We start from the raw sequence: 26,629 nt of genomic DNA, 5'->3' as shown, positions 1-26,629 counted from the left end.
AAGCGGCAGCCCAGGGATTCCGGGCCGGCGCTGGCGAGCGCCGCGCTGTTGCCCATGAACGCGTGCGCTGCTCACGCGCACCGGGCCTCGGCCACTGTGGGCTCGTCGCCGTCCAGGCAGGCGCTCGTCCGAGGTGGTCAGCGTTCGGTGGATGCCACGATGGCGGCCAGGGCGGCGCGGCCGCTGAGGTCGAGCTTGGCGAATATTCGGTGCAGGTGCCGTTCGACGGTCTTCACGCTCAGGAATGCCCTCGTGGCGATTTCCCGGTTGGTCAGGCCCTCGCTGACGGCATCGGCGATCTCCCGCTCGCGAGGCGTGAGGGCCTCCAGACCGGCGGGTACGTCGCTGGTGCGTGGCGCCCGCGGGCGGCTGGCGTTCATCCGGCGCTGGGCGCGCACGGCTTCGGCGTAGAACCGCTCGGCTCCAGCGCCGTCGAAGAGTTCTCGGGCGCGCGCGAAAGCAGCGCGCGCTGTCGTGTCGTCACCGGTGGAACCAGCAGTCGCGGCGATGGCCAGGTACGCCTGTCCCGCAAAGACCGGCGCGGCGGCGGCGTCCAGAAGGTCGGCGGCTTGCTCGGCCGCCGCCAGCGCCGCTTCGGGTGTGGGGGCCACGAGCGCCTCGGCCAGCAGTCCGATGCCGCGGCGCATCGGCAGGTCGAGGCCCGAGACCGTCTGCCGGCATTGATCGGCGCAGGCTGCCGCTCCGGCCGTGTCGCCGAGCAGCGCCAGGGCCCGGGTGCGCACGTACAGCCAGGTCGGCCGGGTGGGTGCGTCGATACGGGTCAGGTCGAGGTCGGCGATCAGCGCGGCGCAGCGTTCGGGATCGCCTTCGAAGAGGGCGACGAGCGCCAGGGCCGCGTGTGCGAAGGCGCGATTCCAGTCACGTTCGTCACCGGCGACGGAGATCGCCTCGCTGGCGTAGCCGCGCGCTGCCGGCAGGTCGCCGCGCCACACGGCGACCCAGGCCCGCTGGGCTCCGGCCTGGGTGCGCAGTTCGGCGCTGCCGGTGAGCGCGGCCGCTTCGGCGGCGTCGTGCAGGACCTCGTCCGCGGCGGCCAACCGACCGCTGAAGGCGAGGACGACGCCTTTGGTCAGCAGCAGGTACGGGGTGAGGTGTTGCTGCCCGGAGGCCCGGGCGAGGCGCAGACCCCGTTCGAGATGGCGCAGGGCCGCGGGCCAGCGTTCCAGGAACATTTCGGCCAGCCCGAGCCACGTCGTGGCATTGACCTGCCGGTGCAGATCCGTGTCGGACAGGGCATCGATGATCTCGGCTGCCTCCGTCGCGAGCTCGCGGACCCGGGCGCCGGTGACGCCGGCGCACAGCGCCAACGTGGCGGACTGGGCGGCGGCCAGCGCCAGCATTGCGGGGTCACCGAGGTCGCGGGCGGTCCGCAGCGTTTCGGTGTCGGGCGGGATGAACTGGCCGCTGTTGAGCCGGGCATTGGCGTACTCGAGTTGTAGCTGCACCGCGAGCGCGCTGTGCCGATCGGCAAGGGTGGACAGCTCGCGGTTCAGGAGGCCCAACGCCTCGGCGTGGTGGCCGAGCAGGCTGTCGAGCATTGCCGCGAGGCGGACGAGGTCCGCCCGCCGGGTGGGCGCGCCGGCGGGCACCAGCGCCAGGGCCGCCTCGGTGACCTGCCGGCCCTCGGCGAGCTGCCCGCTGACGGCCAGGGCGTATGCCCGGTGCGCCAGCAGGTCGAGGCGCTGCGGTGCGGCGGCGGGGTCGTGCGGCAGGAGGCCAGCGGCCGCGTCGAACCAGTGAGCGGCGGTGGCCGGCGCCGTCGCCATCGCGCTGCGGGCGGCAACGACCAGCGCGTCGACGGCCCGCGCGTCGCCCTGCACGGCGTATCGGACGACGTGCCCGGCGAGGGTGGTCGGAGCGGCTCCCCGCGCGCGGAGTGCCTCGTATGCGCGCTGGTGGGCGCCCAAGCGCCAGACCGGGTCCGCGGTCGCATGGGCGGCGCCGACCAGCAGTGGGTGGCGGTACCGCAAGCCCGCGCCGTCGGCTCGGATCAGGTCGCGGCGCGCCAGGCCGGTGAGGGCGGCGCCGGTGCGGTCGGCGTCCAGCGGTGCGATGGCCGCCACGAGGCCGGGGTCGAACGGATCGCCGGCCACGGCTGCCGCGGCCGCGACCAGTGCCTCGTCGTCGCGTAGCGCGCTGAACTCCCCGATGAAGCGATGGTGCAGTGCTGCCCACGTGCCGTCCGCGGGGGTCGCTGCGGGCGGGGCGTCACCGTGCCGGGCCAGCGTTTCCAGGTACAGGGGGTTGCCGTTGCTGGCTGTGTAGAGCGCGGTTCGGTGCCCCGGGTCGGTTCCCCAGTGTTCGAACAGCACCTCGGCAGCGGGCGCCTCCAGCCCTTTCAACTCCACCGTGACGGCCCGGCCGTGGCGCGACGCTTCCGCCAGTACGGCCGCCAACCCGGGAGGGCACTGCCGAGGGCGCAGCCCGATGGCGAGGACGAAGCCTGCCGCCGACCGGTGGCGCAGCAGGTAGTCCACGGCCGCCACGGTTCCCTCGTCCGCCCAGTGGACGTCGTCGAGACATACCAGGAGACCACCCGGGTGTGTGCCGGCCGTTGCCGAAAGCAGCGTTCGCAAGGCCTGGTGAAGCCGGTACCGCTCGATCTCTGCTGTGGTCCCGGCCATCGCGCCGACCACGGGGAGGACAGCATCGAGCAGGATCTGCTCCGCGGTGCCCAGCCGGCGGCGAGCGGCGTGGATGGCGGGGTCGTCCAGAGCGGCCCTGAGCAGTCCGAAGGGCACCTGCCGATCGCGTTCGGCGGCACGCCCGACACAGACATGGCCGCCACGGCCGCGGCAGTGCCCGGCGAGCCGGTCGAGGAGCGTGGTCTTGCCGATGCCGGGATCACCGCCGACGGCGACCGCGCCGACCCGGCCGTCTCCGGTCCCGACCGCGTCGGAGAGCAGCGCGAGTTCGCGCTCTCTACCCACGAACGGCGCCCTCGCAGCCGCGCCACCGGTAGTGATATCCGGCATTGACCTCCCGCCGTCGCGTCGTTCGACGGCTGATACCCGCTCCGCGGGGCCACCGGACACCGTTCGACTCACGGCGCCGATTGTCGGCGCCGACCAAGGCGTGCCGCAACCGTCGGACGGGCCCACTGAGTCGGCCGTCTGAGCGAACCCGGCGAGCAATGTCCGGAAGCAACCAGAAAGTCCACGGTCGATAGTCGGCTATCGCGAAAGACTGTACGTTGGCACATTTGTCTATTGTGGTCCGGGTTTGTGAATTCGGGGTGAGGGTTCTCATCCATGTTAAGTGGACCCTCCGCCGAATACGTTCGGAACCGCGTTGCCCTATGGGCACAATGAAAAGGGGACCCATGTCACACCTGAAACTCCTCCGCAGCCTCGCGCTGGCGACGGCGATCGTTGCTCCAGCCATCACCGCGGTTCCTGCCGTCGCGGCGGCTGGCCCGGCGTCCGCCATCAGCGCCCCCGCCGCGGATGTTCCCGCGTGCACCCTCGGCTTCGGGAACCAGACCTTCCACCTGGACTGCACGCCGTACAGCCAGCGACGCCGCTTCTACGTGCTGGCGTACTGCAACAAGGGCAGCTCCGGCGCCATCGTCGATGACGTCGACATCCCGGTCGGCGAGACCTACCACAAGGACAAGAACGTCCACTACAAGTGCCCCTGGCCGGGCTACGTCAGCCGGGTCACCCTGCACCCCTACTGACAGTTGCCCACGTCGAACACCTGACCCGTGAGATCCCGAGGGTGGTGCGTACGTCGCGACACCCGACGCACGCGCCACCCTCGGAGCACGACACACTCCGGGCGGAGCGACCCCGATTCCGCTGGCGTGACAGGTCTTCCCGGCACCGGGGCCCGACGCGGAGGCGGCGAAACCGGCGCGCAGGCCGTCGTGGATGGCGTGCCTCGCACCGCCGCGCCGGTGCTCAGCGGCCGGGTTGCTGACCGCCGAGTGCGGTGATCGCGGCGCGGATCTCCTTGGCGTAGACGCTGACCTGGGCGTAGAAGCCGGGGGTGCCGCGGCTGCCGCAGCCGTACCCCCAACTGGTGATCCCGACCAGGGTCCAGTTGCCGGCCATACCGGCGAGCAGGGGGCCGCCGGAGTCGCCCATGCAGGTGGTCCTCTTGTCGTCGCCGGCGCAGATGTGCAGGTCGGGACGCTCGAAATCGGGATCGTCGGAGCAGCTCCGGTCGGCGTCGGGGACCAGGGGCAGCTCCACCTCGCGCAGGATCTTCGCCTGGTGGGAGCCGTAGGAGGTCATGCCCCAGCCGATCGCGCGGAACGCCGGTGCGGCGTCCTGAGCGGCGTCGTCGGCCAGGCGCGGGTAGTGGGCGGCCCGGTGGGGCCGGTCCAGTTTGATCACGGCCCAGTCGGACTTGCGGACGCCGCGGCCGTAGCGGTAGCCGGCGGCGGTGCGCCGCTGACCCGCGGCCTCGGCGGTGGTGGGGTCGATCTTGCCGATGTCCAGGACGACCCTGTCCGGCTTGCCGTCACCGGTGGTCTCCAGGAAGCAGTGCGCCGCGGTGATGACGATGTCGGGGGAGACCTGGCTGCCGCCGCACATCGCCACGCCCTTCGGGACATGGAGCTGGATCCAGGCCATCCACGGGTACCGGGCGTCGTCGGGGACCTCGGCGCCGCCGATGATCCGGGGCGCGGGCGTAGCGGCGTCGGGCGGGGTGACCAGCGACGGCGCCGCGGCGGCTGCCGTGGCGGTCACCGTGAGGCCCGCGGCGAGGGCCGCGAACAGGGCGTGGCGGAGGGGCACGACGCCTCCTTGGCGGAGTGGGCGTCCACCGGCGTGGGCGGGTGCCGGGCGGGGCGGCGAGCCCGCGAGCGGGCCTACCGCCGCCCGACGCTACCCCGACGGAGCCCGCGCATTGAAGAACCAAGTATTTACAGATGCCGCTTCCTGTCGTGGCTGCCCGCTACCCATTCGACTCGGGTCAGGACGACTCGACTGCGGCGGAAAACCACGTTTGCGCGCCGCAATTACCACGATTGCCGTCGACGTTTCAATACTGCCTCACGCCGACCTCGCGAACATACGATTTGGCATTCACTGCCACTGTCTTCAGTGGTGCGCCGCGACCCACCCGCCGTCCGCCAGGAAACACGACCATGAGCCACTTCACCGGTTCCACCCACCGGTTAGCCGGATCCTTCATCGCCGTCACCGCTTTCGCAGCGGCCTCCGCCGTGGACAGCAGCGGCGCGTTCGCGCGGGAGGCCGCCGGTCGCGTCCTGGCCGCTGACAGCCCGGCGGCCATCGCCGGCAGCTACATCGTGAAGGTCAGGGACGACGCCCCCACCCGCGGTGGGGTCGACGCGGCCGCCCGCCGGATCGCCGGCGCGTACGGGGGCCGGGTCGTCCGTAGCTACGCCGGCACCACCTGCGGCATGGCCCCCCGGGGGGGGGCGAGGATCCACACCGTCCGGGTGCTGGGCTGCCAGGGCAGCGTCGTCGTCGCGGGCGTCGACTGGGTGGCCGAGAACGCCGTCAAGCCGGCGGTGGCCGACATGAGCCCGGGCGGACCCGTCAGCCAGGCGTCCGACGACGCGGTCCGGCGCGGCATCGCCGCCGGCGTCGTGTTCGTACTCGCCGCCGGCAACGACCGCAAGGACGCCTGCCGCGCCTTTCCCGCTCGCACGAAGGAGGCGATCACGGTCGCGGCGAGCCAGCGGACCGACGCCGCGGCGTCGTTCACCAACTGGGGTGGCTGCGTGGACATCTGGGGACCGGGCGTCGACATCACCAGCGGCGCCCGGGGCAAGGGCGACGACAAGGCCACCGAGAGCAGCAGCGGCACGTCGATGGCCGCACCGCACGTCGCGGGCGCGGCGGCCCTGTACCTGGAGGCCAACCCCACCGCCACCCCGGCCCGGGTCGCCGAGGCCCTGGTGGCCGCCGCCACGCCGGACGTGATCACCGGTGCGCGGGACACGGTGAACAAGCTGCTGTACGCCGGCCCCGCACCGCACGCCGCCCGCGACGCCGCGGGCGCCGGTGGGCGCTGAACGACATCGGGAGCTGCCACCGGAGGGGTGGCAGCTCCCGATGAGGTTCGCCGGGCTAGAGCGCTCCGCCGCTGGTGAGCAGCGTGAGGCTGTAGGCCTGGAGGATCGGGTTCAGCGGCTGGTACCAGCTCTGGCCGCTCGGGCACTTGCCCGACGCGCCGGACGCCACGCCCTGGGCCTGGCTGCCGGCGAGGAACGAGCCGCCGGAGTCGCCCGGCTCGGCGCAGGCCGACGTCTTGGCCAGGCCGTTGACCGAACCCTGCGGGTAGTTGACCGTCTCGTTGAAGGCCTGGATGCTGCCGCAACGCCACTGGGTCGTGGACCCGGAGCGGCAGATCTGCGCCCCCACCGACGCCTGGGTGGACCCCGCGACCGGTACCCGGCCGCCCTTGTAGTCGTTCACCGCGCCGACCGGTCGGTCGGCGGAGCTGATCCGGACCCAGGCGATGTCCCGGCCGGGGAAGGTCGAGCCCGCGACGCTTCCGGTCGGCTGCGTGGTGGCGGTACCGGTCTTGCCGCAGTGGCCGGCGGTCGCGAAGCCACCCTCCACCGGGAAGCCCACCGAGCACCGCGAACCCTGCGGGTAGTAGGCGTTCCCGCCGATGATGTCGGCGATGGTCTTCGGCGTTTCGGTGGTCCGCTCGATCCGAACGCCCGCGAGCGGCACGCCCGCCGCCGCGACGAAGGACTCCGCCGCCGGGACCGACGTGGCGGAGACGACGACCTCGTTGCGCCTGACGTCCGTACCCCAGGAGCCGACGCTGGCCGGCGCCCGGGTCGCGTCGAGGTCGGCGACGACACCGGCGAGGTCGGCGGCGCTGCGCGCGACGAGGTGGGCCCGCGCGCCGGCGGCCCGGGCCTCGGCGGCGGCGGCCTCGGTGGTCACGGCGACGACGAGGCCGTCGCCCTCGATCCAGGCCCCGCCGAAGGCCGCGCCGAGCCGGTCGGTGAGTTCGTGTTCGAGCAGGCTGGCCCGGTGGTCGCTGGCCCAGCGGGCGCGCGCCTGATCGGGGGTGAGGCCCAGGTCACGCTGGACCGCCTCGGCGAGCCCGGCCGGCATGGGGTCTGCCGGTGCGGACCGATCGGCGTACGCGGGGACACCGACCGCGGCGGTAGCGGCGAGCGCTACGGCTGCGGCGGCAATGAGGCGACGCGACATGTCGACACTCCGTTTCTGGAGCAGCACACCCGGCCACATAGGGAAGGAGGATGGTGCGGTGAAGCCGCGCGCGAGTGCTCCGCTGTGGGGATGGGGTGGGCGCGCGACGGTACGCCGCGCGGCAGGGGTGGCTGCCCAAGCCCAGCGCCATCGACACTAGTGAATTTCTACGGTACGCGCCACCGCCCACCCCGACCCACCAGCACCCCGCGGGAATGCCCGTGGATGCTCACCCCCGGTGTGAACTGACCCGACGGAACGACAGCCCTCGGCGGCGTGCACTCCCGGGCCCGGGTCGACAGCGCGGCAACCCGTCCGAGGACTGGCCCGAGCCGGTGCGGGGTATGACGAACGCAGCCGAGCCCGCCGCGGCTCGCGAACCGCGAACGGAGACCTCATGCGCGCCCTGCTGGTGGCCGTGGGCATCGTGGCCGTCGTACTCATCCTGCTCGGCCTGCTGTTGAAGGCCGTGAAATGGCTGCTGATCCTCGGGCTCATCGCGCTGGCCGCCGCTGCCGTCCTGGGCGTGGTGCAGGCCCGCAGGATCTCGCGCGAACCGTAGCGGACCCCGTTGGGTCATCGCGGTCCGCGCTCGGCCGGCGCGGCGATGTGCCCCGGCGCCCTACGGCGGGTACTGCCCGCCCGGGTCCGGGCCGCGGGAGCCGGTTCCGCGTTCCGGCGCTGCCCGGCTCCGGCGGCGTCCCCACGCCGAGATCAGCGGGGCGAGGGTCAGGTCGAGTTCGCGGGCGTCGACCGCGGCCAGGTGTGCGTCGATCTCGGTGCGGTCGACCAGCCCGGCGGCGACCAGCTCGGCGCGCACGTGCCGGATGGTCGCGGCCTCCAGCCGGTCGCAGGCCACCCCGCCCACCGGGAAGCAGCCCGCCGCCGCGACATCGACCAGGCCGGCACCGCGCAACTCCCCCGGCAGCGTGCGGCCGTACCGCAGGTCAACGCCGCGGCGGCGCATCAGCTCCCGGACGGCGGCGCGCACCCGGTTGGCCCGGCGCTGCGCCGGGCCGCTTTCGTCGAGGCAGGCCAGCGGCTGCAACGCGGTGTCCGCGTCCTCGACCAGCAGCCAGCCCCCCGGCCGCAGCGCCGCGACCATCGTGGTCAGCGCCCGGGCCCGGTCGGGCACGTGAACCAGAACCAGCCTGGCGTGCACCAGGTCGAACGTCCCCGGCTCCGGCGGCGGATCCACCGCGACGTCGTGCCGCCGCACCTCGTACCCGCCATCCGGGTCCAGCCAGACCGGATCGATGTCGGTCGCCAACACCCGGCCGGACGGGCCGACGGCCGCCGCCAGCGCCCCCGGAATGCTCCGACCGCCGGCCCCCACCTCCCAGCAGCGCCAGCCCGGGCCCACCCCCAGCCGGCCGAAGTGCCCGAGCGTGGCCCCGTCGAACAGCTCCGCCAGCCAGACGAACCGCTCGCCCGCCTCGGCCCGCGCGTTGTCCAGCAGGTACCGGTGCGCGGGAACCGCCCCCGCACCGGCCCCGCCCGCCGCGGGTGCCGGCACACCGCTCGGGTCCGGCAGATCCGATGATGGGGTCACCACCCCATGGTCGACCGCTACCGTGCACCGCGCCACCGCAACGCCACTGATCCCCGCCGGGGCTACGGCGTGCCGTCCGCCGGCATGCGCTCCGGCAGCCCGAGTCGCGGGAACCGGTCGTCGTGGAACGTCACGATCTCCGCGATCGGCTCGTCCGCGTCGCCCGCGGGCAGCTCGTCGAGCAGCCGATCCGGGTAGGGCTGCAACCAGCGCACCTCGCCGCCGGTCGCGGGCTCCGGGCGGCGCTTGGCCAGCAGGTCCAGGCAGGCGTTGGTGGCGATCCGGTACAGCCAGGCCCGGAACGTCGACCGCCCGGCGAAGGTCTCCCGCCGCCGCCAGGCACGCAGGAGCGTCTCCTGCACGGTGTCCTCGAACGACCCCAGCATCCGGTAGCAGTGCACGTGCAGCTCCCGCCGGTGCCGCTGCGCCAGCCCCGAGAACGCCGGCTCGTCCACCTCCCGCAGTCCGCTCACGCCCGGTTCCCCCAGCCACATGCCTGCACCCATCACGCCATCCTCCGCCTCGTCGTGTCCTGTCGTGGGTGTGACGGGCGCGGGCGCGACGACTCATCGCCCGTCCCGGTCCCGGCGCACGTCGGGCGGCGAGATCGGACCGGGTGCGCCATTCGGCACGCTCTCCCGGCGCCGGCCGGGCTGCCGCGCCGTCTCGGCCCGAGCCCGGGGTACCGCACGTACACGACTGTCCGGGCCGCAAAGGCGGCCGATTCTTGAGCAACGATTCCCGATCATCAACCGCGTTCGGTTATGGGCCGGGATATTCACCGATACAACGGCGACGGGGGTTGCCAATACAGCGACGCCCGTCAACATCGTCACTCGCGGAAACACAATTACATGGAATTGATCGAAACGCGCATATGTAAACGTTGCATTTTCTGTTCCTGCGGCGCAGGCTCCCGAACGTCGATAACAATCGATGTCACCCGGTGTTGGACGTATCGGGGTGGTCGAGTCGGGACCATCCGGCCACGATCGTCCGACCCCCGCTCCCACCCCTCGGAGCGGGCCCACCCCCACCCAGGGAGACAGGATGTACCGAAGGTTTGTTGTGGCGCTGGGCGTCGGCGGCAGTGCCGCTGCGCTGGTGGCGGCGGGTTTGCCGCCGCTGTCCGCCGCGGCCGCGAGCGGGATTGTTCTGGGCGCCGGTGCGCCGAACGCGATCGCGGGCAGTTTCATCGTGAAGCTCCACGAGCAGCAGACGGCCCGCGCCGGTGTTGCCGCCACCGCGTCCCGCCTCGCCGCCATGCACGGCGGCACCGTGGCCCGGACCTACACCGCGGCGTTGTCGGGGTTCCAGTTCACCGGCGACGCGGCAGCCGCGGCCCGGCTGGCCGCCGACCCGGCGGTGGCGTACGTCGAGCAGGACCAGACCATCACCCTCGACGACGACACCGTCACCGACACCCGCGGCGACGAGCTGGCCTGGGGCTTGGACCGCGTCGACCAGCGGCGCCTGCCCCTCGACGGCAAGTACGCCGCCAACAGCAAGGGTGCCGGCGTCAACGTGTACGTCATCGACACCGGCGTACGCCTCACCCACCGGGACTTCGGCGGGCGGGCCAAGACCGGCTTCGACGCCGTCGACAACGGGGGCTCCGCCAACGACTGCAACGGCCACGGCACCCACGTCGCCGGATCCGCCGCCGGTACCACCTACGGAGTAGCACCGGCGGCCGCCATCCACGCCGTCCGGGTCCTGCCGTGCAGCGGCAGCGGGCCCAACAGCGCGGTCATCGCCGGCGTCGACTGGGTCGTCAAGAACGCGGCGAAGCCGGCTGTGGCGAACATGAGCCTCGGCGGCGGCGCGAGTCAGGCCACCGACGACGCGGTGAACAAGGGCATCCAGGCCGGGATCGTGTTCGCCGTGGCCGCCGGGAACAACGGGCAGGACGCCTGCGGCGTCTCCCCCGCCCGCACCCCCAACGCGATCACCGTCGCCGGTACCCAAATCGACGACGCCAAGTACAACAACACCAACCACGGCCGCTGCACCGACCTCTTCGGCCCGGCCGTGAACATCCCCTCGGCGTGGAAGGACAGCGACACCGCCACCAAGTCCATCACCGGCACGTCGATGGCCACCCCGCACGTCGCCGGCGGTATCGCGCTGCTGTTGGAGGCCAACCCCACCGCAACCCCGGCCACGATCGCGGAGAAGCTGCTCGCGAACACCACCCCGAACGTGGTCACCAACCCACCCACCGGGACGCCGAACAAGCTGCTCTACGTCGGCGTCGGTTCCTGACAGTCCCGCCCACCCGCGGGACCCGATGGCCCCGGCCGGCGCCTCACCACCGGCCGGGGCCATCACCCGAGGAACCCCGCCCGGCCCGCACCCCACTACCGCCCCAGCGGGCCGGGCGGCCCCGAACCACACGGCGACTCAGCCCACCCGCCGGCGGCAGCGCCGCGGCTCATGCATTCCTCATCGAGAACGGTCCGGTACTACCGCGACGTTCCCGGGCGGTGGTCCCCGGCGTTGCGGGCCGGGGGCCACCGCGATCCCGGTCATCCGCCGGACCGGTGCGATCGCCGCCGTCCGGATTCCGGCTGGGTCCCCACTCGACATCAGCTCGCCCGACGGAAGGACGAAATCATGAATGTGCAAAGACTGAGCACTACCGGTAGGACTGTTGCGGCCGCCGTTCTCGGCGGCCTGCTGGCTTTGTCGGCTGCCGCAGCCGGCGCCGCCGCAGCCGGATTCGCCGACCACAAGATCGCCGTCGTTCTGATCAACTTCACGGACGACAAGATTGATTCGTCGAGCGCGTTCAGAACCAAGGTCCGCGACATGTACTTCGGCTCCGGCACGTCGCTCGCGCGCTATTACGAAGAAGCCAGCAACGGCGCGGTACGGTTCGCTCCCCTGCCGGGGCAGGCCGACGTGCTCGGGCCGTTCACGATCAACGCGGCCGCGAAGTGCGACGCCGGGGTGATGCGTACCAAGACCCGCGAGATCCTGTCCGCCAACGGAATCGCGCAGTTCGACTCACTGGCCGTCTGGTTCCCCAACCGACTGGCTCGCTGCGATTGGGGCGGCCTGGGTGAAATGCCGGGGTCGACCACGTGGATGCCGGACGAGTACGGAAACCCCAGCGGGGTCGTCCACGAACTCGGCCACAACTTCGGCTTCGACCACCTCGGCACCGTCACCTGTTCGGCCGGCACCCTGTCGAACTGCGCCGATGCGGGCTACCGCGGCTCCTCGCCCATGGGCGGCGGCGGCTATCAAAGCGGCTTGGCCGCTCCGGAGCTGCTGCACAAGGGGTGGCTGGCGCCGGCGCAGCACGTCACCGTAGCGGAATCGGGAACCTACACGCTGGTACCGCTGCACGCGGCCGATTCGGTGACCGGGACCCGGGTGTTGGAGATCCCGCGCGACCCGTCCGGCAAGCGGATCACCGTCGCCTACCGGAAGAACGGCACCACCATCGACGTCGGTGTCGGTGAGGGCGTGCAGCTCCACCTGACCGAGCAGGGCCGGTACGGCCGATCCGACCTCGTCGACCCTTCGCCGGCGACCACCGACGACCGCGACACCGACCTCGACGTCGGCGCCCGGATCACCGACAACGGCACCGTCATCGAGACCGTCTCGGCCTCCGCGACCAGCGCCACCGTCCGCATCACTGTTCGCACCGGGGCCCACTGAGCGAGCCGCCTCTCGAACACCGACGCGGACATCGACGTCCGAGAGCAAGAAACCGGATATGCGCCGGGACCGGATTCGCGGGAGCACCTGTCCGCACCCGAAAGCCGATAGGCATTCACAACTATCAGTTTCTCGGGTAGCGTCGGCAGCCCACCCGGTCCCGGAGCCAACACCATGCAGCCGCACCTCACCACGGCCCTGCGCGAAGGGCCCTTCCACGAGGCGCTGCGCGCCGCGATCAAGGCGCGCGGGCTGTCATTGGAGCGCCTCCGGACGCGCCTGCACGCCGCCGGTTCGCCGGTCGGAGTGGCCACGCTCAGCTCGTGGCAGTCCGGCCGGCGCCGGCCGGAGCGGCCGGAGTCGATCAGCGCGGTCGGCGTTCTCGAATGCATCCTGGACGTGCCGTCCGGCTCCCTGATCACCCTGCTCGGCACCCCCCGCCCGCGCGGGCCCGGCCCGCGCAGCACGACCCCGTCGCGCCGGTTCGCCGACTACATCCAGCTCGCCGAGCCGGACGCGGCGCTGACCCAACAACTCGCCTGGCCCGACGACCGGATGCGGGTGATCAGCGCCTGGGACCAGATCCACGTGACGGCGGGGAGCTGCCTGGCCTCGATCGAGACCTTCCTCGTACTGGAAGCCGTCGAGGACGTGGACCGGTACGTGACCGCGCACCACGGCGTCGAGTGCCCCGACCCCGACCGGACGTTCCGCTTCGAGGCCCTGGCCCACTGCCGGCTCGGCCGGGTGCGCCGGGATCCCGCACACCCGCTGTTCGTCGCCGAACTGCTGTTCGACCGGACCATCCCGGCCGGCGACACCGCCCTGGCCCGGTTCCGGATCACCGATACCAGCGGCATTCCCGACACCGAATTCGGCCGGTTCGCCCGCATGTCGACACCGCACGTCACCGTGACGGTCACCTTCGCCCCGGACGCCCGCCCGCAGCGGTGTTGGCGTTTCCAGCGAGAGCGGCAGGGCTGGCCGGACCGGGTACACACCGAGGTGCAGGTCGGTGAACAGGGCGAGGTGCACATCGCCCGCAGCCCGATGCCGCCCGGCTGCCTCGGCATCGCCTGGGAGCCCGCCGACCACCCGCCCCCGGCCGCGGGGACGGACGGATAGCGCAGCCTCTCGGATGCGCGCCGACTTCGCCGACGGCGTTGTCACCGGGCCGCGGGCGTGACCCCTATCCCTCGGGGCGGTGCAGCAGGCCGGCGGCGAGCGCGTGCAGCAGCGGCAGTACGGCCGGGTCCGGTACGTCGAGCGCCGGGCCCGTCACCGCGTACCACTCGTCGGCGTCGCGATACTGCACGCGCAGCACCAGTCGGCCCTTGTCCACCCGCGTACCGAGGGTCAGTTCGCCCGTGACGGCACCGACCTCATCGGTCATGACGCCGCCGCCGTTGTTCGCGATCGGCGCGGTCAGCTCGCCGGGGATGGTGTCACCGCTGTCGGGCTGCTGCTGTTCGGCCATGCTCCGGTCTCCAGAATCGTCGCCGGTGCGGCTCGGCCGCGCGGCGCTGCGTCGGGGTCGGCCGCGGAACTGCGGGGTCGCGGCTGCGGATGGGTACTGCGGTCACCGGTGGTGTGCGGACGACGCCCACAGCATTCCCCGCACGGGCGGCCATCATGCCTCCATCATCGCCGGCGGGTGCTCGCGAGGGGCGGTCGTCCGGACTGCCGCCGCTGGCGGGAGGCTCGCCGCAGCGACGCCGAACTCCGCCCCGTCGGGGTCGGCGCCGCGCCCCAACCTCGCCAAGTATCCAAGTTGCTCAATCTGGCGTACACTGCTCGTCGGCGTCGCCCGCTGATGGGTCAGCGGTGCTGCGTGTTGTGCACGACGGGTTGCCCGAGTGGTTAGGGAGCCGCCTGCAAAGCGGCGAACGTCGGTTCGAATCCGGCACCCGTCTCTCCTCTGCCTCCGGCAGCGCACCGGGCACTTGGGACCCGCAACGCGCCGACGAGACGCGCCGGGCCGGCCCCGCGAGGGATGGCTGGTAAATGACTGGACGAGTGGGCGCCCGGGCTTATAGCTTCAGCAGTCGGCCGTGACACCGCCCGAGGAGGTGAGACCCATGAACGCTGTATCGATGTGGGTGCTCCCCCTTCCCGCCACGGTCGGGCGATCGACGTAACTGTCGCCGGGAGCGCCATGCCGACAAGGCCCTCCCGAAAGGCAGTACCCCATGCACCCTGCGCAGTTCACCACCGAGCCGTCGTCGACCGATACGGCCGAGCGCGACACCGCGGGCGACGCGCCGACATCCGGCGCCGACCGTGCGCCCCGCACGTACGACGTGATCATCGCCGGATGCGGCCCGACCGGGGCGATGCTGGCCGCCGAACTGCGGCTGCACGACGTACGGGTACTCGTCCTGGAGAAGGACACCGAGCCCGCATCGTTCGTCCGCATCGTCGGGCTGCACATCCGCACCATCGAATTGATGGCGATGCGCGGACTGTTGGAGCGCGTTCTCGAACGCGGGCGGCGGCGCCCGGCCGGCGGCTTCTTCGCCGCCATCGACAAGCCCGCGCCGGCGGGCCTGGACACCGCGCACGCCTACCTGCTGGGCATTCCCCAGCCGGTCATCGTCCAGCTTCTCGAGGAGCACGCGATCGACCTGGGCGCCCGGGTCCGGCGCGGCTGCGCGGTCGCCGCCTTCGCGCAGGACGACGACGGCGTGACCGTCGAGCTGGCCGACGGGGAGCGGCTGCGTACCCGCTATCTCGTCGGCTGTGACGGCGGGCGCAGTACGGTGCGCAAACTGCTCGGTGTCGGCTTCCCCGGCGAGCCCTCGCGGACCGAGACGCTGATGGGCGAAATGGAAGTGGGCGTGCCGCGGGAGGAGATCGCCGCCGGGGTGGCCGAGGTCCACCGGACCGACCGGCGACTCAGCCTCCAGCCGTTCGGCGACCGGGTGTACCGCGTCGTGGTCCCCGCCGCGGGAGTCAGCGATCGCGCGGAGCCGCCCACCCTCGCGGACTTCGCGCAACAATTGCGCGCGATCGCCGGAACCGACTTCGGCGTGCACTCCCCGCGCTGGCTGTCCCGTTTCGGGGATGCCACGCGGCTGGCCGAGCGCTATCGGGTCGGGCGGGTGCTGCTGGCCGGCGACGCGGCACACATTCATCCGCCCATCGGCGGACAGGGCCTCAACCTGGGCGTCCAGGACGCGTTCAACCTCGGCTGGAAACTGGCCGCACAGGTCCGCGGTTGGGCACCGGGGGCGCTGCTGGACACGTACCACGCCGAACGTCATCCGGTCGCCGGGGACGTCCTGGACAACACCCGCGCCCAGACGGAGCTGCTCGCCACCGGACCGGGCCCGCGGGCCGTCCGCCGGCTGCTCACCGAACTGATGGACATCGACGAGGTGAATCGCCGGCTGATCGAGAAGATCACCGCGATCGACATCCGGTACGACCTCGGCGCGGGCCCGGACCTGCTCGGCCGCCGAATGCGCGACCTGGACGTGCGACAGGGCCGCCTCTACGACCTGCTGCACCGCGGCCGGGGCCTGCTGCTGGATCGCACCGAACGCCTGGGCGTCGGCGGCTGGTCGGACCGGGTCGACCACCTCGCGGACGCCACGGCGGTACTGGACGCTCCGTGCGTCCTGCTGCGCCCGGACGGCCACGTCGCGTGGATCGGCGACGACCAGCAGGGCCTGGACGACCACCTCGCCCGCTGGTTCGGCGAGCCCACCAACCCCTGAGAAACGCGGGAACCGGGGGGCTGTTGCTGCGAGCATTCGCCTCGTGCTTCGCGGATGCCCATCCGCACGACGCGTGCGCGAATGTGCCATGGGGCTGCTGGGTGCTGGACATCGACGCGCTCTACGCCCGCATGGGGCAGCTCGGGGTGCCGATGATCGACCGCATCCAGGGGCCGCCGCGGTGGGACGGGCCCGACCTGCTGCTCCGGCAGACCTCGTTCCGGGCACTGGCCGAGCCCGCGGCGTTCCGGGGCGCGGACGGGACGCTCAGCCCCGGCGCGCTGCGGATCCGCTTCGGCGAGGTCGAGCAGCGCGGGATCGCGACCACGCCGGCGGGGCGGCGGCGGTACGGACTTCCTGCCGAAGTCGGCCGCGGGAATCTTCGCCTCCAATCTCACCTCCGCCGGCCGGGTCCGCGCCGACCGGGCGGCCCACCGGGACCGGGACTGGCTGTCCGGCGTGCTCGGCCGGGAGGTACACGACCCCGATCGGCTCTGCCTGCTCCAGCGCGCCCGCTCGATCCGCGCGGTGGAGCGGGAACTGGGGCGGCCGGCGGCGGACCGCCGCCGCTGACCCCGACGAGCGGGTACCCGTTCGGCCGGGATATGTGGCGGATCATGCGATGTTCGTACCGGTCGCCCGGTCCGTCCTCCACAATGGGTGTTCCGCGTCCACATACCCCCGGGACTCTTCATGGTGCTGGCACCCGATGCCCCGTCGGAGCCCTCCTGGTCGCGTCGGCTGGCCGGCGCGCTGTTCGCGACGCAGCGGCGGTGGGGCTGGCGTGCCATCGAGCCCGTCCGGCCCGCGGCGGCCATCGACCCGGACCCCGGCGCCGCGCCGGAGTGGGTGGAGCCGATGCCGCCCGACACCAGCAACCTCGTGGCCGAGCGGAACTGGGCCCGGCGACACCTGCTGGCGCGGGTCGCGTTCGCCGGCGCGGCCGCGGCGGTGTACGTCATCACCCGCCCCGGCGTACAGCGGTTCCTCGCGGGGCAGGGGTTCGAGCCGGAGCTGTACGAGGCGTACGCGACGTACGGGTGGCTGCTGCTCCTGGTGCTGGCGCTGCCGGTCCTGCCGCGGACCGAGGCGTGGCTGCGGGCGCGCCGGAACCTGGCGCGGTTCCTGGGCCCGTACCGGCTGCGGGCGGACGCTTCCCGCGCGGCGTACGACCGGGCCTTCGCGGCGTGGCAGGAGGCCGTCGACCAGCACGCCCGCCGGCTGCACGCGATGACGACGCGGCGGAGCGCCGGGCCGCGGTGGGAGCCGGTGGCGCCGGCGGTGGCCACCCAGCGGGTGGACGTGATCGGGGGCGACGCCCGGCGGCACGGCTGGGCCAGCTTGCTGGTGATGCTGGGGACGTCGGTGCTGGGCGAGGGGCAGCGGCTCGCGGTACTGGACCTGACCGGCGCCGACGTGGCCGGCGGGCTGCTGGCGCTGGCGGCGGAGCGGGGCCTGGACACCCGGCACGTGCACCTGTCCGGGGCGGGCTCCGACGCGGACCTGCTGGCCGGGCTGGGCGAGCCGGAGCTGGTGGAGTGCCTGACGTACGCGTTCACCGCCGCCACCGCCGGCGCCGACCAGCGGCACGAGCGGGCGCTGACCAAGGAGGTGCTCGAGGGCCTGGTGCGCGCCCTGGACGGCCCGGTCACCCTGGAGCGGCTGGCCGCCGGGATGCGGGTCCTGCGCCGGGCGGCGCCGCCGGACGTGCTCGCCCCGGCCGAGCTGGAACGGCTCGCCGAGCAGCTCGGCGCGCTGGGCACCGACGACTGGACCGGCCGCCGGGTGCGGCTCATCGACCACCACCTCGGCACGCTGGCCGAGCGGGTGCGGCCGGCCGACGGGGCCGGGCCGCTGTGGCCGGAGGTACCGCTGGCCGTGGTGGCGACGCCGGACGGCCGCGGCGACGACAAGCGCCTGCTGGACCAGGTGCTGGTCCAGCTCGCCCAGCACCTGTGCGACCAGCCGCGGCGCCCCCGGGTGCTGGTCGTGGCCGGCGTGGACCACCTCGGCGCGGGGACGCTGGACCTGCTGGCCGGGCACGCCCGGCGGGCGGGCGTGCGGCTGGTGCTGATGATCGACCACCCGCAGGGCACGGGCGAGGCGGCCATCGGCACCGGCGGTGCGGTGTGCGTCATGAAGATGTACAACCACCGGGACGCCGAGGCCGCGGCGAGCTTCATCGGGCGCGAGCACACCTTCGTGCTCAGCGAGACGACCGTCAACGTGGGGCGCAGCTTCAGCGACGGCGGCCGGGACGGTTTCGCGGTCTCGACGGGCCGCGATTCCCACGGCTCCCCGGAGACGTGGCCGATGGCCCGCCGGATCGACGGGGTGTCCGACTCCCGCGGGCAGGCGTGGACCGGCACCCGGACGTGGAACGCCGGGCGCAGCGTCGACTCCTCCTGGACCGCCAGCCGGGTGCACGAGTTCACGGTCGACCCCGAGCGCATTCTCGGGCTGCCCGAGACGGCGTTCATCCTGGTCGACAACGCGCCGTCGGGCCGGCAGGTCGTCCTCGCCGACTGCAACCCGGGCCTCGCCCTGCTCAACGGCGCCGAGCCCGAATAGCGGAGCCGCGCCGCGGTCCGGCGCCGGCCTTGTCATCGGCAAACAGAATTGGTCGACGTGAAAATGCCGCGCTAGAAGGCGCGAGCCATAACCTCGCATAGCTAACCGCTATAGCCGGTGGCTATACACCGCTGGGATTGTCCGCGCCCCGATCCGAACGGCGATAGTGATTGACGTCGATCGAGTGCGGTCGGCGTCCTCATCATCCCCGTGCGCCCGTCCCCACCCGGAGTCCGCCATGAACTCTCGTACCCTGCTGTCCGCATTCGCCGCGGCCGGCGCCGCGGCGCTGGTCGCGATCCCGGCGGCGCCCGCGGCCGCTGCCGACCCGCCGCGCGGCATCGTCGGCGGCAAGCCGGCCGCCGAGGGCGCCTACCCCTGGGCGGCCCACCTGTCCATGCTGTGCGGCGGGTCGCTGGTCTCCCCCGACATCGTGCTCTCGGCCGCGCACTGCTTCGCCGGCGGCAGCGGCCGGGTCACCGTCAGCGTCGGCGACGTCAACCGCACCAAGGGCACGAAGCGCACCGCCGCCGGCGTCAAGTACGGCGTCAGCCCCGACCCGACCGACCCGCCGGGGGCGAACGTCGCCGACTGGGCCGTGGTCAAGCTCGACCAGCCGATCACCGACATCGCTCCCGTCGCGGTGCCGACCGACAACCGGTACGACGCCGGACCGACCTTCCGGGCGATGGGCTGGGGCGCCCGCAGCGAGGGCGGCAACAGCGTGACCGCGCTGCGCGAGGTCGACGTGCCGTACGTCGCGCCCGAGCAGTGCGCGGACACCGTCGGCGCGGCCGAGATCTGCGCCGGGGACCTGGCCAAGGGCGGCATCGACACCTGCCAGGGCGACTCCGGCGGCCCGCTGGCCGCCCGCGACGGCGACCGCTGGGTGCTGGTCGGCCTGACGAGCTGGGGCCACGGCTGCGCCCGGGCGAACAACCCGGGCCACTACGCCCGGGTCAGCGGCTTCGTCACCCCGATCAAGAACGCCATCACCGCGCTCGGCGGCACCATGCCCGCGGGCTGGTGACCGATCCGTCCCGCACCCCGATCAACACAAGGAGAGCAATCGTGAAGTACCTGACCAGCCGCCTGCTGATCGCCGCCCTCGCGGTACCGGCGCTCTGCGTCGGATCCGCCGCGCCGGCCCTCGCCGGCGGCGCGTCGCCCGTCGTCGACCCCACCGGCGACACCGTCGACGCCACGACCAACGAGCCCGTGGAGCAGCCGGAGGGCGACCTCGTCGCGGCGAACGGGCGCCGTACCGGCGACGGCCTGGAGTTCAGCTTCAAGGCCGCGAAGCCGACCGACCCGCAGACGGACGGGGCGTGGCAGGACGGCGTGGCGAGCGCGTGGATCAACCTCGACACCAACAGCGACGGCCAGCCCGAGTACACCCTGTTCTACGGCACCTACACCGCCGAGGGGGTCGTCGCCCGCGTCTTCGAGAACCACGACGACGGGACGATCACCACCATGTGCGACGGCGACGCCGTGTTCAGCGGGGGCACCAACACGTTCACCTTCCCGCTGTCCTGCATCAACAGCCCGAGCGACCTCGGCTACAACGCCAACCTGGCGTACCCGCGCGAGGACGCCGACGAGCCGCCGCTGAGCCTCGACGCCGCGCCGGACAGCGGCTACGCCAAGGTCGACTGAGCCACCGTCCACGGCGGACGGCGGGCACCGGGAGCCGGGCGGTGGGGCGGGAAATGCTGGGTGGACCCGCCCCACCGCTCCCGCGGCCCGCCGTACCGACATCGCCCCGGCCCCGGCCGGCCGGCGCAAGCCGCAGCCCGCACCGCCCACACTCCCCGGGAGTCCTGGTGAATCGTCGTCTCCGCTACGTCCTCGCCCCGACCGCGGCCGTCGCCGTGTCGGTCGGGCTGCTCGCCGCGCCCGCCGCGGCCGACCCGCCGCGCGGCATCGTGGGCGGCAAGCCGGCCGCCGAGGGCGCGTATCCGTGGATGGCGCACCTGAGCATGCTGTGCGGCGGATCGCTGGTGTCGCCGGACATCGTCCTGTCGGCCGCGCACTGCTTCGAGGGCGAGAGCGGCCGGACCGCGATCAGCGTCGGCAGCGTGAACCGCACCGCGGGCACCAAGCGCACCGCCGCCGGCGTGAAGTACGGCGTCGGCCCCGGTACCGGCAGCGAGCCGGTGCCGAACGTGGCCGACTGGGCCGTGGTCAGGCTGAACGAGCCGGTCACCGACATCGCGCCGGTCGCGGTGCCGACCGACGCCCGGTACGACGCCGCGCCGACGTTCCGGGCCATCGGCTGGGGCGCCCGCAGCGAGCACGGCAACAGCGTGACGCTGCTGCGCGAGGTCGACGTCCCGTACATCGCCGACGACCAGTGCCAGGGAGTGGTCGGGGCGGCGGAGATCTGCGCCGGCGACCCGGCGAAGGGCGGCATCGGCCCCTGCCGGGGCGACTCCGGCGGCCCGCTGGCCGCCCGCGACGGCGACCGCTGGGTGGTGGTCGGGATCACGAGCTGGGGGTACGGCTGCGCGCAGCCGTCGGGGGCCCACTTCGCACAGGTGAGCGCGTTCATCGACCCCATCAGGGAGGCGATCCGAGCCCTCGGCGGGACCATGCCCGCCGGCTGGTGAGCCCCTGCCCGACGTCTTGCCGGACGTCCGCAGACCCGCGGCGCCACCCGGCGTCGCGCCACCCCTCCTTCCGGGAGTAGTCATGAAGTTTCGTATTCTGTCCGCCGTCGCGGCGGCCGGCGCCGCGGCCCTGATCGCCGGGCTGCTCGCCGCCCCGGCCGCGGCCGACCCGCCACGCGGGATCGTGGGCGGCAAGGCCGCCGCCGAGGGCGCCTACCCGTGGATGGCGTTCCTCAAGATCGGCATCTACCAGTGCGGCGGGCTGCTCGTCTCCCGCGACATCGTCCTGTCCGCCGCGCACTGCTTCGAGGACGGCCACGACGGGAGCACGGCCAGCCTCGGCCGGGTCGACCACCGGCAGGGCACCAAGCGCAACGTGGTCGGCGTGAAGTACGGCAAGCCCCCGCCGCCCAGCGGCCCGCTGCCGGACGACGTCGCCGACTGGGCGGTGCTCAAGCTGGACCAGCCGGTCACCGACATCGCCCCGGTCGCCCTCCCGACCGATGCCGGGTACGACGCCACCCCGACGTTCCGCGCGATGGGCTGGGGCCGGACCAGCGAGGGCGGGCAGGGCACGAACCTGCTGCGCGAGGTCGACCTGCCGTACATCCCGGACGCCTCCTGCCCGGAGGTCGTCGGCCCGGCCGAGATCTGCGCCGGCGACCTCGCCAAGGGCGGCATCGACACCTGCGGCGGCGACTCCGGCGGTCCGCTGGCCGCGCGCGACGGCGACCGCTGGGTCGTGGTCGGCCTGACGAGCTGGGGCGTCGGCTGCGCCCGGGCGAACAACCCCGGCCACTACGCGCAGATCAGCGCGTTCATCGACCCGATCAAGAGCGGCATCAGGGCGCTCGGCGGGACCATGCCCGCCGGCTGGTAGCGGCAGCCCCCGTACCCCGGCCCCGTCCGACGCGGGCCGGGGTACGGACGTCGGCAATCCCGACGGGCCCGCCGCCGTCGCGCCGGCTTCGGCCGGCTAATTCCCGCTCGAATAGGGGTTCGGCATAACAGCGAAATGTTATGCCCGCGACTCATTCGGCCGCGACCATTCCCGACGATAAAAATTGCCGAATCGGCCCGGACACCCATCGATATTCTTGTTGTAGCCTGCGGTGATGGAACTCGATTTCCGGCATCTGCGCCTCGTCCGGGCCGTCGCGCGGTGCGGGTCGCTCACGGCCGCCGCGGCGGTGCTGGGAATGGCGCAGCCGTCGGCCTCGACGGCACTGTGCCGGGCCGAGCGCATCGTGGGCGGGAAGCTGTTCCACCGGACGATCGACGGTCTCGTGGCCACCGAGTTGGGCGCGACCGTGGCCGCGCACGCGCTGACGATTCTCGGCGCGCTCGAACAATTCGAGGAATCCGCCAGGAAGAACCACGGCCGGTCGGCGCGGGCGACGGTGCGCGTCGGCGCGACGCCCGGTCCCCTGGCCGCCGTCCTGCCCCGGATCATCGACCTGGCCCTCGGCGCGGTCTCCGACGTGCGGATCGGCTTCAACGGCCGCTACTGGCTCAACCTGCTGGTCGCCGGGCACCTGGACGCCGCCCTCGTCGTCGACTTCCCGGCGGCCGAGCTGTCCAGCCCGCACACCGTCCGCCGGGTCGTCGCCGTCGAGCCGGTCTTCGTCGGCCTGCCCGAGCGGCACCGCCTCGCCGACCGCGCCCAGATCGACCTCCGCGAACTGGCCGGCGAGGTGTTCGCGGAGATGTCCGACGCCGGGCCGAGCATCCAGAGTCACCTGGCGGCCGCCTGCGCGGGTGCGGGCTTCACCCCGGCGACCGCCATTCTCGACCTGAACGACGTGCACTGCCTGGCGCAGCGGCCGCGCACCGTCCTGCTCATGAAGCCGACCAGCCAGCCCCCGCCCGGCATGGTCGCGGTCCCGCTCGCGGGGACGCCCCTGCACATGGTCACCAGCCTGCACGCCCCGGTCGGCCGGTCGGCGGTCACCGAGCAGGTCGAGCAGTTGGCGGCGGAGCTGGTCCGGGCGCAGCGGCAGATCGTCGCGGCCAACGGCGTCTACCACGCCTGGCAGCAGCGGCGGCACGGCCGCGAACTGCTCGCCGCCCCGTAGCCGGCGTCTCCACCCGCGCGGGCCGCCGCACCCGCGCCGACCCCGCTGCCGCAGTGCGGGGGAACCGCGCACGCGACTCCCCCGCACTGCGATCCGGTCAGGCCAGCGGCCGGCGGCGGGTGAGGCGCAGCGCCGCGGCACCGGCGAGCAGCAGGGCGACCCCGGCCCCGGCGACCAGCGTGGTGCGCGCGCCGGTGACCGCGAGGATCGCGGCATCGGTGACGGTGACGGTGAGCTTCATCGCGCGCGGCCGGCCGTCCGGCCCGACGCCCTGCGCGATGATCGTGTGCGTGCCGGCGGCCAGGCCGGCCGGCACGACGATGCCCTTGCGGAAGTTGCCGCTGCCGTCGGTGACCACGGTGCCGAGCACGACCGGCGTCGAGTACACGCTGATCACGACCGTCGAGTGCTCCGCGAAGCCGGTGCCGATGAAGACGATCTCCTCGCCGCGCTCGGCGGTGGTGATGTCGCCCTCGTCGGTGGTCAGCTCCAGGCTGGTGCTCGGCGGGCTGTCCGGCGGCGCGGGCGCGGTGGGCGTGGCCGGGTCGGACGCCGCGCTGCGGGGCGAGTCCCCGCCGCTGGTGTGCGCGACGACGGTGACGGTGTACGCGACCCCGGCGGTGCCGCCCAGCACGCAGGTGGTCGCGCCGTCCGTCGTGCAGGTGGCCGGGCCCGGCTTCGCGTACGCGGTGTAGCCGGTCACGGTCGGGCCGCTCGGCGCGTGCCACGACACCTTGACCGAGGAGACGCCGGCGACCGCCGTGACGGCCGACGGGGCCGGCGGCACGCTGCTCACGTTGTACTGGATGGTCGCCATGCCGCCCTCCGCGGCGTTGCCGGCGGCGCTGTTCCACTGCGCGTCGGCGCTGCCGCCCGTCACGGCGCCGGACCCGGCGGTCGTGCTGGCGCCGGACACGCCGGCGCTGGCCACGTAGCCGGAGCCGCCGCCGCCCCCGCCCTCGCGGTTGGTGCCGGGGTCGGTGGCCTGGCACTCGCCCCCGCCGCCGCCGTAGTAGCCGCCGCCCCCGCCGCCGCCGCCGTCGTAGCCGTCGGCCCCGGTGCCGCCGGTGTAGTGGCCGCCGGCGGTGGCCGACGTGCAGTCGTTGATCACGCCGGCCGCGCCGCCGGCCTGCTGCGTCGCGCCCCGACCGCTGACCGGGTACGCGGGGCTCTCGCCGGTCGCGCCGCCGCCCGCCCCGCCGGGGTACCCGTTTGCGGTGGCCGCGCCGGCCCCGCCGCCGCCGGCGATCAGCAGCGGGTGGGTGCCGTAGCTGCCCTTCCAGAGCGCCGACATGCCGCCGCCGCTGCCGCCGTTGGTCCACCGGCTGACCGTGTCGCGGTCGCCGAGGCCGCCCGCGCCGCCGCCGCCGTACGTGGCGGCGATCGACGCCCCCTGGCCGGCGTCGCCGACGGTGACCGTGAACTGCTGGCCCGGCGTCACCGCGACGGTGCCGACCGTGAAGCCACCGCCGCCGCCGGCGGAGGCGCCGGTCGAGCCGCCGCCGGCCCACAGCTTGACCCGCAGGCTGTACACCCCGGCCGGGACGGTGAAGGTCTGGTCCGCGCCGGTGGCGGCGAACGGGACACAGTGCTCGTACGCCGACTCGGGCGTGCACTGCGGCACGGCCAGCGCCGGCGTGGCGAAGGCGGTCGGCAGGGTGGCCCCGGCCAGCGCCGCGGCCGCTGCCGCGCGGCCGATCGTGCGCATGCGCCGGCGCCCCGGTTGCTTCGCGGTCACGCTGATCCCCGTTCGATGAAGAAGCATTACGACGTTCAGCATCGTATGGGGTGAATGTCATTGAATTGTCAGTAAATGCCGCTAGCCTCCCGGACGGGCGACGGCGCAGCGGAGTGTTGAACCTCAGCTATGCGCCGGGGTGACGCCGCCCGGCGGTCAGGCGGCGGGCGGCGAGGTAGCACTCGCAGCCGAGGCAGAGCCCGAACGCGGCGTTCAGGAACGCCGCGACCAGCGCGAACGCCGCGCCGACGTATCCGAGCGTCGCCGCCCCGAGCAGGAAGCCGGCGGCCGCCGCCAGCGCGAAGCAGCAGCCCACCGCCTGCGCGAAGCGCACCGGGGCCGCCGGCTCGCGGTCGGCCGGCGGCCCCAGCCGCGGCGCGACCAGGCCGCGGTAGAGCAGGGCGTACGGCCCGCGGCGCGGATCGACGGCGGTCGCGGCGAAGACGACCGCCTGCGCCGCCGCCAGCCCGCCCGCGACCGCGGGCGCGGCCGGGGTGACCAGCAGGATCGCCACGAACACGGCCGCGGTGACCGCGGCGTTGAAGCGCGGTCCGCGCGGGTCCAGCTCCATCAGGCACTCCCGTCGGCGAGCAGCGGCGCGACCGCCGCCAGGACCCGGTCCCGGCTCGGCTGCCCGACGGCCCGGCCGACGAGCCGGCCGGCGCGGTCGACGATCAGCACGGTCGGGGTGCGCCGGATGCCGTGCGCCCGGACGACATCGAGGTGCGACTCGGCGTCGATCTCGACGTGCCGCAGCCCGTCGACCCGGGCGGCGACGTCGGCCAGCACCCGCCGGGTGGCCCGGCACGGGGCGCAGAACGCCGACGAGAACTGGACGAGGGTCACCGCTCCCGGCTCGGCGCCGAGCGCCGCGAGGTCACCCGGCTCCGCCGGGCCGGTGCGCGGCGCCGCGGTGCCGGCTGCCGTAGTAGCCGACGCCGCGCCGGCAGCCGGGGTATTGGCCGGGGCCGCGGTGCCGGCCGGCGCCGCCGTGATCAGGGCCGGATACCCGTGGTCGGCGGCGGGCGGGGTTGCGGCGGCGGGCGGGCGCGGGCGCCAGGAGCGGCGCGAACGGGCCCGGTGCCACACGCCGAGGCCGGTCGCCGCGGCGAGCGCGCCGGCGGCGACCCACGCTCCCACCAGCGCCTCGGCATCCACAGGCACCACCGTGCCACGCCGACCGTCGATCCGCTATCGGCCGCCGGGCGTGCGGCGCGTCACCCGCCGCGGCAACCCGCCGCCCGGCCGCCCGGCGGGAACGGGTCGCCGGAACGGTCGGGTCGCGGCGACGCCGGCCGAACGGTGGGAGCAGCGTCTCGCTCGGGGTGTGGCATGACCGACTCCGCGCCCGGCGCCGGCGTCGGTCCGGCCGCCGTGGGGAACCGCCCCGCCCGCCCGCCGCTCGGGCGACCCCGGGGGCGGTGGGACGACCGGGGCGCGATGCCGCTCGCGCTCCTCCTGGTCCTGCTGTCCGTCGGCCTCGGCACCGCGGCCGTCCCGGCGGCGCTCGCCCGG

At 73.7% G+C, this 26,629-nt stretch carries 21 protein-coding genes, 1 tRNA gene and 2 pseudogenes; 15 read left to right on the top strand and 9 right to left on the bottom strand.

Features of this window, described 5'->3' with window-relative positions; genetic code table 11:
* Positions 1-137: 137 nt before the first annotated feature.
* Complete coding sequence (locus IEY94_RS22610) at positions 138-2,951, bottom strand: ATP-binding protein (protein ID WP_189172271.1); 2,814 nt, start codon at positions 2,949-2,951, stop codon at positions 138-140.
* Between the two features lie 392 nt (positions 2,952-3,343).
* Here IEY94_RS22610 and IEY94_RS22605 point away from each other — a divergent pair, with 392 nt between their 5' ends.
* Positions 3,344-3,700, top strand: coding sequence for a hypothetical protein (locus tag IEY94_RS22605; protein WP_189172270.1), 357 nt, complete (start codon positions 3,344-3,346; stop codon positions 3,698-3,700).
* Positions 3,701-3,923: 223 nt separating this feature from the next.
* Here the strand turns inward: IEY94_RS22605 and IEY94_RS22600 are convergent, their stop codons facing one another.
* Positions 3,924-4,766, bottom strand: coding sequence for a S1 family peptidase (locus IEY94_RS22600; RefSeq protein WP_189172269.1), 843 nt, complete (start codon positions 4,764-4,766; stop codon positions 3,924-3,926).
* A 353-nt stretch (positions 4,767-5,119) separates the two neighbouring features.
* Between IEY94_RS22600 and IEY94_RS22595 the strand changes: the two genes are divergently transcribed.
* A complete protein-coding gene (locus IEY94_RS22595) occupies positions 5,120-6,016 on the top strand; it encodes a S8 family serine peptidase (RefSeq protein WP_229784360.1) in 897 nt (298 codons plus the stop codon).
* A gap of 55 nt (positions 6,017-6,071) precedes the next feature.
* On the opposite strand, the gene IEY94_RS22590 is transcribed toward IEY94_RS22595, so the two are convergent.
* Positions 6,072-7,076, bottom strand: a complete 1,005-nt coding sequence (locus IEY94_RS22590) for a S1 family peptidase (protein ID WP_229784359.1) — start codon at positions 7,074-7,076, stop codon at positions 6,072-6,074.
* A gap of 496 nt (positions 7,077-7,572) precedes the next feature.
* Between IEY94_RS22590 and IEY94_RS22585 the strand changes: the two genes are divergently transcribed.
* The gene (locus IEY94_RS22585) at positions 7,573-7,737 is read left to right on the top strand and encodes a hypothetical protein (RefSeq protein WP_189172266.1); all 165 of its coding nucleotides are present in this window, start codon (positions 7,573-7,575) and stop codon (positions 7,735-7,737) included.
* A gap of 60 nt (positions 7,738-7,797) precedes the next feature.
* Here the strand turns inward: IEY94_RS22585 and IEY94_RS22580 are convergent, their stop codons facing one another.
* Positions 7,798-8,727 carry a methyltransferase domain-containing protein gene (locus IEY94_RS22580; RefSeq protein ID WP_229784358.1) on the bottom strand — a complete coding sequence of 310 codons (930 nt, stop codon included), beginning with the start codon at positions 8,725-8,727 and terminating at the stop codon, positions 7,798-7,800.
* A 131-nt stretch (positions 8,728-8,858) separates the two neighbouring features.
* A pseudogene (locus IEY94_RS22575) lies at positions 8,859-9,233 on the bottom strand (sigma factor); the annotation flags it as partial.
* A 544-nt stretch (positions 9,234-9,777) separates the two neighbouring features.
* Here IEY94_RS22575 and IEY94_RS22570 point away from each other — a divergent pair.
* The 3 genes from IEY94_RS22570 to IEY94_RS22560 all read left to right on the top strand — a co-directional run bounded on the left by IEY94_RS22570 (position 9,778) and on the right by IEY94_RS22560 (position 13,524).
* Positions 9,778-10,992, top strand: a complete 1,215-nt coding sequence (locus IEY94_RS22570) for a S8 family peptidase (protein ID WP_189172265.1) — start codon at positions 9,778-9,780, stop codon at positions 10,990-10,992.
* A 351-nt stretch (positions 10,993-11,343) separates the two neighbouring features.
* Positions 11,344-12,399 carry a metallopeptidase domain-containing protein gene (locus IEY94_RS22565; RefSeq protein WP_189172264.1) on the top strand — a complete coding sequence of 352 codons (1,056 nt, stop codon included), beginning with the start codon at positions 11,344-11,346 and terminating at the stop codon, positions 12,397-12,399.
* A 174-nt stretch (positions 12,400-12,573) separates the two neighbouring features.
* Complete coding sequence (locus IEY94_RS22560) at positions 12,574-13,524, top strand: helix-turn-helix domain-containing protein (RefSeq protein ID WP_189172263.1); 951 nt, start codon at positions 12,574-12,576, stop codon at positions 13,522-13,524.
* Between the two features lie 64 nt (positions 13,525-13,588).
* Here IEY94_RS22560 and IEY94_RS22555 read toward each other — a convergent pair whose 3' ends face one another.
* Positions 13,589-13,876, bottom strand: coding sequence for a hypothetical protein (locus IEY94_RS22555; protein WP_189172262.1), 288 nt, complete (start codon positions 13,874-13,876; stop codon positions 13,589-13,591).
* 365 nt (positions 13,877-14,241) lie between these two features.
* Here IEY94_RS22555 and IEY94_RS22550 point away from each other — a divergent pair.
* From IEY94_RS22550 to IEY94_RS22510, 9 genes and pseudogenes are all read left to right on the top strand, one after another.
* A tRNA-Cys gene (locus IEY94_RS22550) sits at positions 14,242-14,312 on the top strand.
* A gap of 276 nt (positions 14,313-14,588) precedes the next feature.
* Positions 14,589-16,118, top strand: a complete 1,530-nt coding sequence (rox, locus tag IEY94_RS22545; protein ID WP_189172261.1) for a rifampin monooxygenase — start codon at positions 14,589-14,591, stop codon at positions 16,116-16,118.
* A pseudogene (locus tag IEY94_RS24435) lies at positions 16,013-16,456 on the top strand (2-oxoadipate dioxygenase/decarboxylase family protein); the annotation flags it as partial. The gene rox and the pseudogene IEY94_RS24435, both read left to right, overlap by 106 nt.
* Before the next feature lie 355 nt (positions 16,457-16,811).
* Entirely contained in the window at positions 16,812-18,689 is a 1,878-nt protein-coding gene (locus IEY94_RS22535) for a hypothetical protein (RefSeq protein WP_189172260.1), read from the top strand.
* A 238-nt stretch (positions 18,690-18,927) separates the two neighbouring features.
* A complete protein-coding gene (locus tag IEY94_RS22530) occupies positions 18,928-19,719 on the top strand; it encodes a serine protease (protein WP_189172259.1) in 792 nt (263 codons plus the stop codon).
* Between the two features lie 41 nt (positions 19,720-19,760).
* Positions 19,761-20,348, top strand: coding sequence for a hypothetical protein (locus IEY94_RS22525; RefSeq protein WP_189172258.1), 588 nt, complete (start codon positions 19,761-19,763; stop codon positions 20,346-20,348).
* Positions 20,349-20,515: 167 nt separating this feature from the next.
* On the top strand, positions 20,516-21,301 hold the full coding sequence (locus tag IEY94_RS22520) for a S1 family peptidase (protein WP_189172257.1): 786 nt from the start codon (positions 20,516-20,518) through the stop codon (positions 21,299-21,301).
* Between the two features lie 82 nt (positions 21,302-21,383).
* On the top strand, positions 21,384-22,181 hold the full coding sequence (locus IEY94_RS22515; RefSeq protein WP_189172256.1) for a serine protease: 798 nt from the start codon (positions 21,384-21,386) through the stop codon (positions 22,179-22,181).
* Positions 22,182-22,416: 235 nt separating this feature from the next.
* Complete coding sequence (locus IEY94_RS22510) at positions 22,417-23,376, top strand: LysR family transcriptional regulator (protein ID WP_189172255.1); 960 nt, start codon at positions 22,417-22,419, stop codon at positions 23,374-23,376.
* 97 nt (positions 23,377-23,473) lie between these two features.
* Here the strand turns inward: IEY94_RS22510 and IEY94_RS22505 are convergent, their stop codons facing one another.
* From IEY94_RS22505 to IEY94_RS22495, 3 genes are all read right to left on the bottom strand, one after another.
* The gene (locus IEY94_RS22505; protein WP_189172254.1) at positions 23,474-25,114 is read right to left on the bottom strand and encodes a fibronectin type III domain-containing protein; all 1,641 of its coding nucleotides are present in this window, start codon (positions 25,112-25,114) and stop codon (positions 23,474-23,476) included.
* 127 nt (positions 25,115-25,241) lie between these two features.
* Entirely contained in the window at positions 25,242-25,685 is a 444-nt protein-coding gene (locus IEY94_RS22500) for a DUF4395 family protein (protein WP_189172253.1), read from the bottom strand.
* Positions 25,685-26,272 carry a TlpA family protein disulfide reductase gene (locus tag IEY94_RS22495; protein WP_229784357.1) on the bottom strand — a complete coding sequence of 196 codons (588 nt, stop codon included), beginning with the start codon at positions 26,270-26,272 and terminating at the stop codon, positions 25,685-25,687. The genes IEY94_RS22500 and IEY94_RS22495 overlap by 1 nt, the downstream gene beginning before the upstream one ends.
* Positions 26,273-26,629 lie beyond the last annotated feature (357 nt).

Origin of the sequence: Pilimelia anulata, assembly GCF_014647895.1 — a bacterium.
Taxonomy (GTDB): Bacteria; Actinomycetota; Actinomycetes; order Mycobacteriales; family Micromonosporaceae; genus Pilimelia; species Pilimelia anulata.
This window is presented reverse-complemented; position numbering and strand designations above follow the sequence as displayed.